Genomic DNA, 14,334 nt, shown 5'->3' with positions numbered 1-14,334 from the left:
GTGCGGCATACTCACATAGCTTGATACACAGTTGATCGCGCGGCCCCGCGGATGGGGCCGACGGACCTTGCACCGGGGGAATAGATGACCGAACCAGCCACGCCGCGCCCCATTATTTTGCGCCGGCTCCAGCTCAGCACTGCGGCGTGGCAGCTGCTCAGTGAAACGGCAGCGGCGGCACTCCAACTTCCGCAGGCTCCGGAGCATGTCGAAACGCCCTGGACCGAAGATTCCGCGGCAGCCGCCTGGACCGAGCTCCACGAACTGGGCCTGTCCCCCGCTGCCGGCGAGGTGCGGTGGCAGTGGCTCGGCGCCGTCGCACTTCTTCTGGCCGCACCCCTCACCGTCACTGCCCGCGCCACCTATAACGGCGTCAGCACCACCAGCGCGCTGGGACTGCGCGGTGCGCGCGGCATTGCCGTTCACCAGCGCCACCTCTCCGAGTCCACCGGCTCCGGCACCGTGGTGACCGGCAGCGAGGACAGCGTGGAGGTGACGCTTTTTGACGAGGAAAAGCTTTGGCCCGCCCTGGAGCGCCTGCTCCCGCCGCTGGAAGCGGTCCGCGCCCCGGCGAAGGCCGCACCCTTAAGTGCGACGCCGGCCGCCGTGCTTGGTGCCGCGACGGACTTGGGCGCCCTGCCGGAGCCTGCGGCAAGCCTGGTGGCCGGCGAGGACGCCAACGTCACCTTGAGCGTCACAGCCGCCCCCGAGGGTCAACCCGCGCGCCTCTGGACAGCCATGTGGTCGGTGGCGGGCGGGCACTTGTATTCCGTGCGGACAAGGAACACGCAGGCACCGGCTGCGCAGGCCGGGGACATGCCGGAAGTCACTGTGACCGAAGTGCCGGCCGGGCATATTGCCCATGAGCTGGTTTTCGCCGTGGTGGGCGCGCACGACGCACTGGCTGGCGCGGGGGCGGTGGCAGGACCGTGACCGGAACCATGCAGGGCCTCGACCCGCAGGACTGCCTCGACCTGGTCAAGCTGCTCAAGCAGTCCGCACGGCAGCTCGAGCAGGCCGGCTGGCAGTTGAGCCAGACGGTGGCACGCACCAGCTGGCAGGGGCCGGACAGCCAGCGCTTCCGGTCGCAGTGGCCGGGCCAGCACGCGGAACTTAAGCGTTCCGCCCGCGCCTTCGAGGCGCAGGCGGAGGTGGTGCTGCGCAACATTGCGGAGCAGGAGCGTGCCAGCGCCGTGGCCGGCGGCGGTCTGTTGGACGGGGCGATCGATGGCGCCAAGGACCTCTGGGACGACGTCACCGGCGGCGTGGGAGACGCCGCTGGCGACGCGGTTGACACCCTACGGGACGGGCTCGGCTGGGTTGCGGACCGCATTTCGGGCAATTTCACGGACGCAGGCGGAAATTTCCTCAACCAATTGGGCCACTTGGGGGAGATGGGGCTGGACGGCCTGACCGGCAAGCCGCCGTCCCTGGCCGGTCTGGTGTCCCAGCTTGTCCTCACCGCGGGGACCGGTTTCAACCTGTCCGTGACTGCCAGCCATCTGGGCCTGGCGAATCCCCATATGTTCGATGACGGATCCCCCAAGGCAGGCGATCCAGTACCGGTCGACGGCGCTACAGCCAGACGCGTCCGGCTGCCGAGCTCTGTCAGTGAAATCTTCGGCAGTGTCGAGGATGCCTATGCCATGAATGGCGAGCCGGCGACCCCTGACGGGGACATTCGCATCCTCCGGGTCGAACAACCCGACGGTACATCCGCCTATATCGTCAACATTCCAGGAACCGAAAATTGGGGCATCACCGGCAGCGGCGCGGCCCGCGACCTCACGAGCAACCTCCTGCTCGTCGCAGGGCAGTCAACCACTGCTTCCCAGGATGTCGTCCTCGCCATGCAAAAGGCGGGAATCCCTGCGGATGCGCCCGTCATGCTTGCCGGGCACAGCCAAGGCGGCATGATTGCCGGACAGCTGGCCTCCGATCCCGGTTTCAAATCCCAGTTCCATGTGACCAATGTTTTGACGGCCGGCTCCCCCATCGACATCGACTCCATGGATCCGAACATCAAAGTCCTCGGTGCCCAACACCAGCACGATATTGTTCCCAAGTTTGACCTGGGCGGCATGAACACGCAGCTGCAGATGCCCGGTTCCCCACCAAACATCGCCACCGTCACCATGGCGGATCCGCCGCGCGATGTGCTGGGTAATGTCCTCCACTATGCGCCTTCGCCCGTTGGCAACCTGGTGCAGGATGTCCGGGACATCGCCAATAACCACGCGACCGGCAGCTACAAGTCAGACTTGGCAAACACGTCCGAGTACCCGTCGGTGGGTGCCTATGGGCAGGATCCTTCCATGCGGGTTTTCCTAAGCAATGATCCCACGAAGGTCAGCGCAGTGGACATCCCCGTGGGCCGGCAATAATCGAGAATGGACATCATGACCCGCAGGCTTAGTATCGTTTTACTTATGGGACTCCTTGCCTCAATCCTCGCCGCCTGCAGCAGCGGCTCCGGTGTGGTCAAGGACGTGGATTCGGCCATGCGCCAGGTGCCCGGCGTGGTCACGACTGCGACCACGTACAAAAACAGCGCAGGCATGAGCACCTCCATGGGGGTGCGGGTCACTGCCGCCCCCGATGCCGACCTGAAAACCGTCCTGGACGGAACGTTGCGTGCCTTTGCCAAGTCATCCGGTTCCGCCAAGGGGACCATCTCCGTGGCCTTCTACGTCTTCACCGATGGGGCGGAGAAGAACGGCATTGGACCCGAAGCATATGGAATGAGCGTCTCCCCCAGTGTGGATGAAATCCGGGAATTCGCCAGCTCCGGGAAATAGCGTCAGTCGCCGATCCGGCCATCGTGTGTGTACACGTTCAGGGTCCTCCCCCGGCTAAAGCCCACCAGCGTCAGCCCGGACTCCCGGGCGAGCTCCACGGCCAGGGACGACGGCGCACTCACGGCCGCGAGGACCGGGATCCCCGCCATCGCGGCCTTTTGGACGAGCTCAAACGAGGCACGCCCGGAAACCTGAAGAATGGTGTCGCGCAGCGGCAGCTCCCTGTCGCGGAACGCTGCGCCGACGACCTTGTCCACGGCGTTGTGCCGGCCCACATCCTCGCGCAACCTGAGCAACTCGCCGTCCGGGGCGAACAAGGCCGCCGCATGGACGCCGCCAGTTTTCTCAAAGAGCTTCTGCCGCTCGCGCAGCTCGTCCGGCAGTCCGGCCAGGACCTCGGCCTTGATCAGCGGCTGGTCCGGGGGCGCCGTGATGGGGTAATGCGACGACTTCCGCACGGCGTCGATGGAGGCCGTGCCGCAGATGCCGCACGCACTTGTGGTGGTGACATGGCGCTGGGCCGACGCCCCCGGCAAGGCAACGTCCGGGCGCAGCTGGGCCTCCACCACGTTGAACGTCTGCTGCCCGTTCTCGTCCTCCCCCGCGCAGAAACGCAGGGAGATCAGCTGTTCGGGCTCAAAAATGATGGCCTCGGAAACCAGGAAGCCGGCCACCAGGTCGAAGTCGTCGCCCGGCGTGCGCATGGTGACGGTGAACGGCTCGTGGCCGAGCCGGATTTCCAGGGGCTCTTCCGCCGCCAGCGCCTCCTCACGCACCACGCGGCGTTGCGTGGCAAGATCCAGCCGTGTTGCCTTGACTCGGTGAATAAGACGTCCCATTGGTCCCTCCGGTTGAATTAGCCCCTAAGATCAGAGTAGATCGTTCGCTACCATTTCACAGCCCTGGACCGTCAACCGCGGGACCGGTTGCCCGGCGGGCACACTTCACCGTTGAAGGGATTTTCATGGCCAGCAAGGCACCCCGGGAAAACATCGACGAGCGCAAGCTCACCGTTGGCCAGGCCCAAAAGAAGGCCGTCGGCATCCCTGGCATCCTCCATTCCATGGAGGTCTCCCTGAACCAGATGGGGGCACTGCGCAGCGCGCAGACGCTGCTGAAAATCAATCAAAAGGACGGCTTCGACTGCCCCGGCTGCGCCTGGCCCGAGGGCGACAAGCGCCACGCCGCGGAATTTTGTGAGAACGGGGCCAAGGCAGTGGCGGAGGAAGGCACCAAAAGGCGGGTGCCGCCGTCGTTCTTTGCCCAGCATTCCATCAGCGAGCTGCGCGAATGGGACGACTTCCGGCTCGGCCAGCAGGGCCGCCTGACCGATCCGATGTTCCTGGCCGAGGGCAGCGACCACTACGTGCCGGTGTCGTGGGAGCGGGCGCTGGGGCTGCTGGCCGATGAGCTGCGCGGGCTCGATGACCCCAACCAGGGGATTTTCTACACGTCCGGGCGCACCTCCAACGAGGCCGCGTTCCTGTACCAGCTCATGGTCCGCGGGCTGGGGACCAACAACCTGCCCGACTGCTCCAACATGTGCCACGAGTCCAGCGGTTCGGCCCTGACGGAAACCATTGGCATCGGCAAGGGTTCGGTGTCCCTGGAGGACATGTACAAGGCCGAGCTGATCATCATCGCCGGCCAGAATCCGGGCACCAACCACCCGCGCATGCTCAGCGCCCTGGAAAAGGCCAAGAAGAACGGCGCCGTGATTGTGGCCGTCAACCCGCTGCCGGAAGCCGGCCTCATGCGCTTTGAGAACCCCCAAACGGTGCGCGGCCTGGTGGGCGGCGGCACCGCGCTGGCTGACGACTTCCTGCAAATCAAGCTCGGCGGGGACCAGGCGCTGTTCCAGGGATTGGGAAAGTTCCTGCTGGAGGCACAGCGGCGGCCCGGTTCCGCCCGGGAGGGCCGTGTGTTCGACACCGCGTTCATCGAAGCACACACCGCCGGCCTGGGCGGGTACCTGGCCCAGCTGGAGGCCGTCACCTGGGACGAGATCGTCACGGCCACGGGGCTCAGCGAGGCGCAAATCCGGGCCACCGGCGAGCGGCTGCTGGCATCCAAGGCCACCGTGGTGTGCTGGGCCATGGGCCTGACGCAGCACAAGCACTCCGTGGCGATGCTGCGCGACGTGGTCAACGTGCTGCTCCTGCAGGGCAACATCGGCAAGCCCGGCGCCGGCGTCTGCCCCGTGCGCGGCCACTCCAATGTCCAGGGCGACCGCACCATGGGCATCTTTGAGCGCATGCCGGCCGGGTTCCACGACGCCCTGGACCGGGAGTTTTCCTTCACCTCGCCCCGGGCCCACGGCTTCGACACCGTCGCCGCGATCGAGGCCATGCGCGACGGCAAGGCGCGCGTGTTCGTGGGCATGGGCGGCAATTTTGTGCGCGCCACTCCCGACTCCGACGTCACCGAAGCTGCGCTGGCCAAGCTGGAGCTGACGGTGCAGATCTCCACCAAGCTGAACAAATCGCACCTGCATGTGGGCCGCCAGGCCCTCATCCTGCCCACCCTGGGCCGCACCGAGCGCGACACCCAGGCCGGGGGCGACCAGCGCGTCACCGTTGAGGACTCCATGAGCGCCGTCCACGCCTCCCGCGGGCGCCTGACACCGGCCTCCGGCAATCTGCTCTCAGAGGTTGCCATCGTCGCCCGGCTCGCCGAGCTGCTTTTTTCCACGGACGACGGCGGCACCCGGGTGGGTGCGCCCGTGGCGGACTGGCGGGGACTGGCTGCGGACTACTCGGGCATCCGCACACACATTGCCCGCGTGGTCCCCGGCTTTGAGGACTTCGAGGCGAAGATCGACCGGCCGGGCGGGTTCATCCTGCCGCACGGCCCCCGTGATTCGCGTTCGTTTTCCACGGACTCCGGCAAGGCCCACTTCACGGCCAACGAACTTCAATATCCCAGGGTGCCCGAGGGCCGGCTCCTGCTGCAGACCCTGCGCTCCCATGACCAGTACAACACCACCATTTACGGCAAGGACGATCGCTACCGCGGCATCAAGGGCGGGCGCCGCGTGGTGTTTGTGAACCAGGCGGACCTGGATTCGCTGGGCCTCGCCGACGGCGCCATGGTGGACCTGGTCTCGGAGTGGAAGGACGGCGTGGACCGCCGTGCCCCCGAGTTCCGTGTGGTTGCCTACTCAACCCCCGTGGGTTGCGCCGCCGCCTACTACCCGGAAACCAACGTCCTGGTGCCGCTGGATTCCAAGGCCGACGTCAGCGGCACGCCAACCTCCAAGTCGGTGGTCATCCGGTTGGAACCGGTCGCGTAGCCGGCGCGGCGGGCCCGCCATTTTTCCGGCGACTATCCGACGCGTCGGCCGCGGACGGCCTTTGGCGTCTCCTTTACGTCGCCTACAAAAAATGCCGCATCTGCCGCCCACAGGCTCAGCCGGTGGGAACGAGCGCTCCGATGAGGCCAAACAGGTCTTTGGGGTCGTCGGGGTTTGCCACGAGGTCGATCTCGTCGAAGAAGTCCGTGGTGGCGACAGCGTCGCGGACGTAACGCAGTGCTGAAAAGTCCTCGATGGCGAAGCCCACAGAGTCGAAGATGGTCACCTGGTCCGCGGAGGTGCGTCCGGCGGCCTGGCCGTTGAGAACCTGCCAGAATTCGGTGACTGGAAAGTCCGCCGGCATCTGTTGGATCTCCCCTTCAACGCGGGTCTGGGGGTCGAATTCCACAAAGACGTCGCCGCGGTCCAGGATGGCGGGATCCAGTTCCGTCTTGCCGGGGCAGTCCCCGCCCATGGCGTTGATGTGCATGCCGGGTTCAACCATGTCAGCCGAGAGAATGACAGCCTTTGCCTTATCCGCGGTGCAGGTGGTGACGATGTCGGCGCCGCGCACGGCTTCGGCGGCAGACGGCGCCACGGCAATGTCAAAGCCGAGCGGGGCCATGTTGCGCACAAACTTTTCGACGGCGGCCGGATCGGTGTCCCAAACGGAGAGTTTGGCGATCCCCAGTACGCTCCGAAATGCCAGGGCCTGGAATTCCGACTGGCTGCCCGTGCCGATGAGGGCCACCCGTTTGGCATCGGGCCGGGCCAGCTTCCTGGCAACCATGGCCGACGTCGCCGCCGTCCGGAAGGCCGTCAGGAGTGTCATCTCCGACATGAACGTTGGGTAGCCGTTGCTGACGTCTGCAAGCACGCCAAACGCAGTGACGGTCTGGAAGCCGTGTGCGGGGTTGGACGGGTGGCCGTTCACGTATTTAAAGCCGTAAGTTTCACTGTCGCTGGCAGGCATCAGTTCGATGACCCCATAGGGAGTGTGGCTGGCAACGCGTGGCGTCTTGTCGAATTCTTCCCAGCGCCCGAAGTCGGCTTCGACGTAGCCCACCATTTCGGAGAGAATGCGTTCGGGCCCGCGGGCGGCAGCCCACCGGACCATGTTCCGTACATCCACAAAGCGCGTCATTGCGACCCTTCCATAGTTATTGTTGCTTACACTCTAAATCTGGTCGATTCGCATGTTCAATGGACAAATCACCGATATTCAGCACAAAAATGGCACAGAATGAACAATTCGTTCCTACAATGTGTACATGGCTTCCTTGGATGACTTGGACCGGCGGCTGCTATCGGCATTGCGTGAGAACGGCCGGGAGCCCGTGGCCAGCCTGGCCCGCAAGCTCGACGTCTCGCGCGCCACCATCAACAGCCGGCTGGATCGGCTCCTGGCGTCGGGTACCGTGGTGGGATTTTCCGTTCGGGTGCGCGATGAGAGCGACCCGCTGACCATCCGGGCAGTCTCGCTGCTGGAAGTTGAGGGCCGCGCCACGGACAAGGTGATCCGCGCACTCAGGGGCCTGCCGGAAATCAGGGCCCTCCACACCACCAACGGAGCATGGGACCTGGTGGCCGAGCTCGGCATGGAAAATCTGGCCGAATTTGACAAGGTACTGGGCCGGATCCGCTCCATCGAAGGCATCGTCAACAGCGAGACCAGCCTGCTGCTCAGCTCAGTGCTGCGCTGAGCATGGATAGCTGCGGGCCGGTGTTTTTACGGGCGGACCCCGTCCCGTTTGCTGGCAGCCAGGACCACGTCCAGCTTGGTGCGCAGGGTGCATTCCAACAGCTCATCGGCCGTGGCATCCTGACCGTAAAGTTCGGGCAGGCGCATGCTGATAAGGGTGTTCATGAGCATGCCGTGGGCCAAAAAGTCTTGGGCCGAGTCTTCGTCCATCCCTGCTTCCTCGCGGAGCAGCCGGTATATGGCCAGGAAGCCTTCCCGTGCACGCGCTCCAATGACGGGTTCGTGGCCGGCGAGGAATGACTGCATCAGGATCAGGAGAATGCCCCGGTCCTGGATGAGATCGGCATAGGCCGCCCCCAAGATGGGCCTAAGTCGTTCCTGGCGGCTGGCACCACCGCTCGGATCCAGCGCCGCCGCCTGCTCGGAAAGGCGGCCGGCGTCGAAGTCGGCGATGACGTAACGGAAATTGTCCTGCAGTTTCCCCAGTGCGCGGTCCAGCGCCTCAAGGAACAGATTTTCCTTGGTGCCGAACATCCGCACCACGTACGGCTGGCTGATCCCGGCCGCCCGCGCCACTTGGTCGGTGGTCGATCCGGCGTAGCCGCGCTCGGAAAAAACGGCCGTCGCCGCCTGGAGGATCAGTTCGCGTCGCTCCTCCGCTGGCATGCGCACGGCCCTCCCCGCAGCTTCCTGAACTAATTTCTTCACCATGCTTGACATGTTATCAGTTGATTACTACATTTGGTTTTTAAGTAATCATTCGATTACCTCAATCCCAAGGAAGCCTCATCATGAAACGCCGAATCCCCGTTTGGCTGGCGATCACCGCAGCCTCACTGCCTGTCTTCATGGCCACCCTGGACAACCTCGTGGTCACCAACGCCCTGCCGGTGATCCACGAGAAACTCGGCGCCGGCGTCGAGGAACTGCAGTGGGTGGTCAACGCCTACGCGCTCAGTTTCGCCACCTTCATGCTGCTCGCCGTGGGCCTCGGCGACAGGCTCGGGCGCCGCCGCGTCTTTTTGGCCGGACTTGCCATTTTCACCCTGGCCTCGGCGGCAGCTGCCCTGAGCACCGACCCCATGGCGCTCATCGCTGCCCGGGCCGTCCAGGGCCTCGGCGCGGCAGCCATCATGCCGTTGTCCCTGACCTTGCTCGCCGGCTCGGTCAGCAGGGCAGGCCGTCCGCTGGCCATCGGCATTTGGGGCGGCGTATCCGGCCTCGGTGTCGCCGTCGGCCCGCTGGTTGGCGGGGCCGTGGTGGAAGGCTGGAACTGGCAGGCCATCTTCTGGCTCAACGTCCCGCTGGGCATCATCGCAGTCCCCCTGGTACTGCTGGGCCTGCCCAACAGCTTCGGCGCCCGGGTCCGTGCCGACGTCATCGGCCTGGTGCTCTCCGGCCTTGGCCTGCTGGGCCTGGTGTTTGGCATCGTGCGGGGCAACGCGGCCGGCTGGTCCAGCGCCCAGGTGCTGGTCCCCCTGATTGGCGGCAGCGTCCTGCTCCTGGCGTTCGTCCTGAGGGAGTCCCGCACGGCGGCACCGCTGCTGCCCCTGCGACTGTTCCGGGACCGCAGCTTCACCGTTGCCAACATCGTGGGGCTTACGTTCAGCTTCGGCATCTTCGGCGCGGTGTTCATCTTGATCCAGTTCCTGCAGGTGGTTCAGGGCTACAGCCCGCTGGAGGCCGGCGTGCTCACCATGCCGTGGACCCTGGCGCCCATGGTCGTGGCGCCGCTGGCCGGCCTGCTGGCGCCACGCCTGGGCACCCGCACCCTCATGATTACGGGCCTGGCCCTGTTGGCCGGCGGCATGTTCTGGCTCGCCGCCACCCTCAACGCGGATGTCACGTACCCCATGATGGTTCCCGGCTTCCTGGCGGCCGGCATCGGCATGGGGCTGGTCTTCGCCCCGATGTCGACGGCCGTGCTCGCCAACATGCACCAGGACGACCACGCCAAGGCGTCCGGTGCCAACGCCACCCTGCGCGAAGTCGGCGTGGCCCTGGGCGTCGCCGTCCTGACAGCCGTATTCACCGGCGCGGGCGGGCAGCTGACGCCCACCGGATTCGTCGGTGCCGCCATCCCCGCCGTCTACGTTGGGGCGGCCGTCCTGGTCATCGCAACAGTCGCGGCCCTGTGGCTGCCCTCGCGGAACCAGGCCCGGGAACTCGCTGCCGCGGTCGCTGATGACCTGCACGACGCCGGCACCCCAGTGGCGCTGCCCTCTCCCGCCAACGCCTGACCAGGCCGGGGCTTCGACATGCACATCACCTGGGGTTGATCTCCGCCCCGTCCGTTGAGGTTCGAGATGTGCGCAGCGGTGTCAGCCAGTCCAGCTGCCGTCCTTGAGCCACCCAAGGGTCTGTTCCCAGAACGTGTCCCGGTAGCGACTGTGGAACAAGGCAAAGTGCCCCAGGGACGCTTCGCCGTAGTCTTCGGGGCGCAGGTGGATGATCCGGGCCGGGCTGTTGGGCGTATAGGCCACGGCCCGTTCCATGGCGGGGATGGTGGCGAAGGAGTCGTCGTCGGGCGCCAAGGCCAGTAGGGGCGCCGTGACAGCCGCCAGGTGGGCCAGCAGCGCCTCCCGGTCCGGCCCCTTCACTGCCGTCGTAAAGTCCCTGCGGCTGCGCGCCCAGTCGAGCGCCACCCCGGCAGGAAGGTCCTCCATCAGGCCAAGCCGCTTCGCCGGAAAGTAGCCGAAGACTCCCACCAACAGCAGTGTCACAAGGGAACGGCCCCAGTGCGCCGCCTGGCCCGGAATGCGGAGGTCGCGCCAATACGCGTGTTGCGCCCCCACCGTCAGGATTCGGGACAGGGCGGCTGCACGCCCCGCAAGCCCCGAGCCAAAGCCGCCAAAGCTGTGGCCCACCAGGTGCACCGGCAGCCCGTCGGCCCGCGCCAGTGCCCACGCAAGCACGGCGTCGATGTCCAGGGATCCCCATTCATGCCAGCGGATACGCTGCCCCCGCAGCGAACCTCCGCGGGATTGGCCGATCCCCCGGTAGTCAAAAGTAACGGCGTCAAAGCCGTTGGCAGCCAGGAACGCGGCATACCGGTGATAGTAGCCGGCCTTTACCGCCGTGGCGCTGGCAACGACCACGGTCCCCAGCCTTTCCACACCCTCGGGCACGGGGAATTCGTCTCCGGCCAGAACACGCCCGTCCGCACACGTGAAAGTTACTTCCACGGCAGTGAGAATGCGGTGAGGGCCTCGCCCATTTTGGCCCCGTGCGGCGGCACCACCATGACGCCGTCGGCGGCGGCAAATCCGCGCATCATGGCGGAGTCGGTGTGGGAGCACGGCGACGCGAGCCCGTAGACAAGCCGGTAGGGCATGAGCCGGGTGGGGCCGTGGTACTCCTTGAGCGGCGAGCCGCAGGCCACCTCAAATGTGCCCGGCAGCGGCCGGCTGCCGAGCCTGGCCAGCAGCGGCGCACCGACGGTCAGCAGCGCAATCATGGCGGCCAGCGGGTTGCCCGGCAGACCCACCAGAAAGCGGCCGTCGGGGAATTCGGCCAGCAGTGTCGGGTGTCCCGGGCGCATGGCGATGCCGTCGATGTGAAGGGTTCCGCCCATCGCGGCGATGGCGTCGCGGAGGAAATCAACGGTGGAGTGCCCAGTGGCACCCGTGGTGATGACGACGTCGGCAGGGTTGTCCTCGCTGTCGGCCAAGGCTTCCAAGGTGGACGCCAGGCTGTCCGCGGCACGCCGCAGTCCGGTGACGGTGCCGCCCAGCAGCTCCACGACACTGCCCAGCTGCGGGGAAAAGGCGTCGCGCACGTGGCCGGGGGCGGGGATGCCGGCCGCCACCACCTCGTCGCCCGTCAGGACGAGCTGCACAGCCGGCCGCCCCAGCACGGAAAGTTCGTCCAGGCCGCCCAGCGCGGCCAGGGCAACATGGGCCGGGTTCAGCGTTGTGCCTGCCTTGACCAGAAGTTCCCCCAGCTTCGCCTCCTGGGCGGCGGGCCGGATGTGCTGGCCGTTTTTCGGCTCTCCCGGGCGGGAGGCACCGCCGCGCACCAAAACGGGCAGGCCGTCGTCGTCCGTGGAAAGCATGCCGGACTCGCTGCGCAGGACCGCCTTGGCGCCGGCGGGGAGCAGTCCACCGGTGACGATGGGCGCGGCCTGGCCGGACGACAGGCGGCGGCCGCGTTCGGCCAGGATCCACGGCGGGCTGCCCGCAATGGCCCAGCCGTCCATGGCGGAGGAGGCGTAGTGCGGCATGTCGTGGAGTGCCAGGACGTCGATAGCCAGTTTTCGCCCGACCGCCTGGGCCAGCGGCACCGCATGGGCCGGCAGCGGCTCGGCCGCGCCATACGCCGCGGCCCGGGCCTCGTCCCAGGTGTGCGGCAGGACGCGCGCCGCCGGTTCCTGCGGTGCGGCCGGCACTTGCGCCCCTTCCGTCCGCGGTGCTTGCTGCCCTGCTTCGGCTCCGCGCGTTGCCGGGGTTTCCTGCGGCGCCGGTGTTTCCTGCGTTGCCGGTGTCTCCTGCGTTGCCGGTGATCCAGGCGCCGGTGTTTCCTGCGTTGCCGGTGTTTCCTGCGTTGCCGGTGATCCAGGCGCCGGTGTTTCCTGCGGGGCCGGTGATCCAGGCGCCGGTGATACCTGCGTTGCCGGTGATCCAGGCGCCGCCGCCTCGGAGTTGGATGGCACGTGCGGCACCTATTCGGACGCGGGGGACGCTGCGGGGGCCTGTGCCGCGGCCAGCTGCTTGGCAAGGTCCAGTGCCGCAGCCATCGCCGGGCCCTCGCCTGCCTGGCCGGACCCTGCCGCAAGCCCGGCCGCCAGCCCGGCCACGAAGGTGGTCAGCGGCGCTGCCGGGCGCACCACCGAGTGTGCCGCCACCCCGGCCAAGTTCAGCACGGCATGGACGTCGACATCAATATCGGCAATCTCAAAGGCCGCGAGCAGTTTTGCCAGCCACGCGTCCAAAACCTCGTCGTTGTTGTCCATCCCTGTGACCTTCCCGTCCCGGTCCCCCGGGCCAGCTCAAAGCGGAGCGGCGATTCCGTGCAAGCGCGCGTCGTCCCACGTGTCAATGTCCGACGCCAGTCCCGCCGGCACGGCACATTCCTTGGTGTTCACACTAGCAACCAGGGAGAAAACCGAGGCATTGTCCAACCGGTGCGCCGCCCGCGCCGCCTCGACCGCGTCACGAAGGGGCCCCAGCGGGTAGATTGCGGCCAGCGGCTGCCTGCGGCCGCCGTCGACGGCCATGACGCCCTCCCCCTCCGCGCATTCTGCCAATGCCACAACCAGCAGTGCGGCGATTTGGCCCGCCTGCGGCATGTCACACGCCAGGACCAGCACGCACCCCTCTGTGCCTTCGAGCGCTGCCAGCCCAGCGGCGATGCCCGACGCCGGTCCGGAAAATGGCGGTTCCTCCTGGACCAGTAACACTTGGGCGGACCGCGGCCGGATCCCCAGCCATCCCGCCACGCCATCCACGGGACCGACGATGGAGACCCTCCCCCGGGCGCCCGCACCACCCTCCGTGTCCATCGCGGATTTGGCAGCGCGGACGGTCCGGGACAACAGCGTTTCTCCGCCGACCAGCAGCCCGGCCTTGGGCACGCCGCCCAGGCGCCGCGACAGCCCGCCGGCCAGGATCACGGCCTGCACGGGCACCTTGTTCCAATGACCATGGATCCCATGCTAGCCGGGAGAAGCCCAGGCCTTGGCCGTGGACTCGGCCCTGCCCGAGAACACAGATCTGGCGCCCAGACGGGGGTGCAAGGGACTGGGATTCCAAACTTGCATTCACTGCATTTATTCAGGGTCTGCACTTATAGTGGTTGATGTTCCGATTAACCGCCGCACAGTGGCCACCCGATCCGCACCCGACGGTTCGCATAACGAAGGAGAAAACCGTGACCATGTCCTTGCCGGCTAGCTCCGGCCCCGCTGGCACGCTCCGGTCTAGGAAGCGCGCCGCAACGAGCCTGGCCATCCGGCGCGCAGCCATCGCCCTGGCCCTGGACCACGGCTATGAAAACGTCACGGTGGAGATGATCTGCGAGGCCAGCATGGTCTCCCAGCGCACCTTCTTCAACTATTTCGGCTCCAGGGAAGGGGTCTATCTCTCCGCCGAAAAGGCGCTTCCATCGGCGGAACTGGTGGCCGGCTTTGTCGAAGGCACCGGTTCCAGCGTTTTTGGCGACCTGTTCAACATGATCGCCGGAACCGTGGTGGACAGCGATGCAAACCTGGAACTGTTCCGCGCCCGCCACCAGCTGATCCACCAAACGCCGGAATTGTTAAACCAGGAAAAGGTCCGCATCAGCGAGGCCGAGGAATCGTTCGTCGGCTATGTCATGGCGCGCTACCTGTTTCAGGGACGCAGCGTGGCGGCCACCCCGGACCTCGAAGACGAGGCCCGGATGGTGGTGTCCCTGGTCTCCGGTGCCATGCGCTACGCCATGCAAAAGTGGGTGGCGGGAAATTTCACGCAGACGCGCGAGGACCTGGTGCGTGGAGCCTCTGAACTGATCCAACGCATCACCGTTAACGAGCACTGGCCGTAAGCCCGCTTCGCGCAAAGCCG

At 66.5% G+C, this 14,334-nt stretch carries 14 protein-coding genes; 7 read left to right on the top strand and 7 right to left on the bottom strand.

Features of this window, described 5'->3' with window-relative positions; genetic code table 11:
• Positions 1–84 precede the first annotated feature (84 nt).
• Genes CVV68_RS04050 through CVV68_RS04040 form a run of 3 tightly spaced genes read left to right on the top strand, consistent with a single transcriptional unit; the run spans position 85 to position 2,798 of the window.
• Positions 85–933: a hypothetical protein gene (locus CVV68_RS04050; RefSeq protein WP_110499728.1), complete on the top strand. Its 849-nt coding sequence runs from the start codon at positions 85–87 to the stop codon at positions 931–933.
• Positions 930–2,384 carry an alpha/beta hydrolase family protein gene (locus CVV68_RS04045; protein WP_110499727.1) on the top strand — a complete coding sequence of 485 codons (1,455 nt, stop codon included), beginning with the start codon at positions 930–932 and terminating at the stop codon, positions 2,382–2,384. The genes CVV68_RS04050 and CVV68_RS04045 overlap by 4 nt, the downstream gene beginning before the upstream one ends.
• A gap of 15 nt (positions 2,385–2,399) precedes the next feature.
• Positions 2,400–2,798, top strand: a complete 399-nt coding sequence (locus CVV68_RS04040) for a hypothetical protein (RefSeq protein ID WP_146238816.1) — start codon at positions 2,400–2,402, stop codon at positions 2,796–2,798.
• A gap of 2 nt (positions 2,799–2,800) precedes the next feature.
• Here CVV68_RS04040 and fdhD read toward each other — a convergent pair whose 3' ends face one another.
• On the bottom strand, positions 2,801–3,637 hold the full coding sequence (gene fdhD / locus CVV68_RS04035; protein ID WP_110499725.1) for a formate dehydrogenase accessory sulfurtransferase FdhD: 837 nt from the start codon (positions 3,635–3,637) through the stop codon (positions 2,801–2,803).
• A 125-nt stretch (positions 3,638–3,762) separates the two neighbouring features.
• Here fdhD and CVV68_RS04030 point away from each other — a divergent pair, with 125 nt between their 5' ends.
• A complete protein-coding gene (locus CVV68_RS04030) occupies positions 3,763–6,090 on the top strand; it encodes an FdhF/YdeP family oxidoreductase (protein ID WP_110499724.1) in 2,328 nt (775 codons plus the stop codon).
• 115 nt (positions 6,091–6,205) lie between these two features.
• Here CVV68_RS04030 and ocd read toward each other — a convergent pair whose 3' ends face one another.
• Complete coding sequence (ocd, locus tag CVV68_RS04025) at positions 6,206–7,234, bottom strand: ornithine cyclodeaminase (RefSeq protein WP_110499723.1); 1,029 nt, start codon at positions 7,232–7,234, stop codon at positions 6,206–6,208.
• A 127-nt stretch (positions 7,235–7,361) separates the two neighbouring features.
• Here ocd and CVV68_RS04020 point away from each other — a divergent pair, with 127 nt between their 5' ends.
• Positions 7,362–7,793, top strand: coding sequence for an Lrp/AsnC family transcriptional regulator (locus tag CVV68_RS04020; protein ID WP_110499722.1), 432 nt, complete (start codon positions 7,362–7,364; stop codon positions 7,791–7,793).
• Between the two features lie 26 nt (positions 7,794–7,819).
• Here the strand turns inward: CVV68_RS04020 and CVV68_RS04015 are convergent, their stop codons facing one another.
• Positions 7,820–8,503 carry a TetR/AcrR family transcriptional regulator gene (locus tag CVV68_RS04015; RefSeq protein WP_170133079.1) on the bottom strand — a complete coding sequence of 228 codons (684 nt, stop codon included), beginning with the start codon at positions 8,501–8,503 and terminating at the stop codon, positions 7,820–7,822.
• A gap of 80 nt (positions 8,504–8,583) precedes the next feature.
• On the opposite strand from CVV68_RS04015, the gene CVV68_RS04010 reads away from it, so the two are divergent.
• Positions 8,584–10,032 (top strand): MFS transporter, encoded by a 1,449-nt coding sequence (locus CVV68_RS04010; RefSeq protein ID WP_110499720.1) that lies wholly within the window; start codon positions 8,584–8,586, stop codon positions 10,030–10,032.
• Positions 10,033–10,113: 81 nt separating this feature from the next.
• Here CVV68_RS04010 and CVV68_RS04005 read toward each other — a convergent pair whose 3' ends face one another.
• The 4 genes from CVV68_RS04005 to mobA all read right to left on the bottom strand — a co-directional run bounded on the left by CVV68_RS04005 (position 10,114) and on the right by mobA (position 13,412).
• Positions 10,114–10,977, bottom strand: coding sequence for an alpha/beta hydrolase family protein (locus CVV68_RS04005; RefSeq protein WP_245933323.1), 864 nt, complete (start codon positions 10,975–10,977; stop codon positions 10,114–10,116).
• Positions 10,968–12,179 (bottom strand): molybdopterin molybdotransferase MoeA, encoded by a 1,212-nt coding sequence (locus tag CVV68_RS04000; RefSeq protein ID WP_110499719.1) that lies wholly within the window; start codon positions 12,177–12,179, stop codon positions 10,968–10,970. Before CVV68_RS04000 ends, CVV68_RS04005 begins: the two co-directional genes overlap by 10 nt.
• 273 nt (positions 12,180–12,452) lie before the next feature.
• Positions 12,453–12,743, bottom strand: coding sequence for a DUF6457 domain-containing protein (locus CVV68_RS24130; protein WP_245933322.1), 291 nt, complete (start codon positions 12,741–12,743; stop codon positions 12,453–12,455).
• Positions 12,744–12,779: 36 nt separating this feature from the next.
• The gene (mobA, locus tag CVV68_RS03995) at positions 12,780–13,412 is read right to left on the bottom strand and encodes a molybdenum cofactor guanylyltransferase (protein ID WP_245933321.1); all 633 of its coding nucleotides are present in this window, start codon (positions 13,410–13,412) and stop codon (positions 12,780–12,782) included.
• 254 nt (positions 13,413–13,666) lie between these two features.
• On the opposite strand from mobA, the gene CVV68_RS03990 reads away from it, so the two are divergent.
• Entirely contained in the window at positions 13,667–14,314 is a 648-nt protein-coding gene (locus CVV68_RS03990) for a TetR/AcrR family transcriptional regulator (protein WP_110499863.1), read from the top strand.
• The last annotated feature ends 20 nt before the right edge of the window (positions 14,315–14,334 follow it).

The sequence above is a fragment of the Arthrobacter livingstonensis genome (assembly GCF_003219815.1).
Classification (GTDB): Bacteria; Actinomycetota; Actinomycetes; order Actinomycetales; family Micrococcaceae; genus Specibacter; species Specibacter livingstonensis.
This window is presented reverse-complemented; position numbering and strand designations above follow the sequence as displayed.

Coding starts and splice junctions, on each gene's coding strand:
- CVV68_RS04050 (WP_110499728.1), top strand. CDS start 85: ATGACCGAACCAGCCACGCCGCGCCCCATTATTTTGCGCCGGCTCCAG.
- CVV68_RS04040 (WP_146238816.1), top strand. CDS start 2,400: ATGACCCGCAGGCTTAGTATCGTTTTACTTATGGGACTCCTTGCCTCA.
- fdhD (WP_110499725.1), bottom strand. CDS start 3,637: ATGGGACGTCTTATTCACCGAGTCAAGGCAACACGGCTGGATCTTGCC.
- CVV68_RS04030 (WP_110499724.1), top strand. CDS start 3,763: ATGGCCAGCAAGGCACCCCGGGAAAACATCGACGAGCGCAAGCTCACC.
- ocd (WP_110499723.1), bottom strand. CDS start 7,234: ATGACGCGCTTTGTGGATGTACGGAACATGGTCCGGTGGGCTGCCGCC.
- CVV68_RS04020 (WP_110499722.1), top strand. CDS start 7,362: ATGGCTTCCTTGGATGACTTGGACCGGCGGCTGCTATCGGCATTGCGT.
- CVV68_RS04015 (WP_170133079.1), bottom strand. CDS start 8,503: ATGGTGAAGAAATTAGTTCAGGAAGCTGCGGGGAGGGCCGTGCGCATG.
- CVV68_RS04010 (WP_110499720.1), top strand. CDS start 8,584: ATGAAACGCCGAATCCCCGTTTGGCTGGCGATCACCGCAGCCTCACTG.
- CVV68_RS24130 (WP_245933322.1), bottom strand. CDS start 12,743: ATGGACAACAACGACGAGGTTTTGGACGCGTGGCTGGCAAAACTGCTC.
- CVV68_RS03990 (WP_110499863.1), top strand. CDS start 13,667: ATGTCCTTGCCGGCTAGCTCCGGCCCCGCTGGCACGCTCCGGTCTAGG.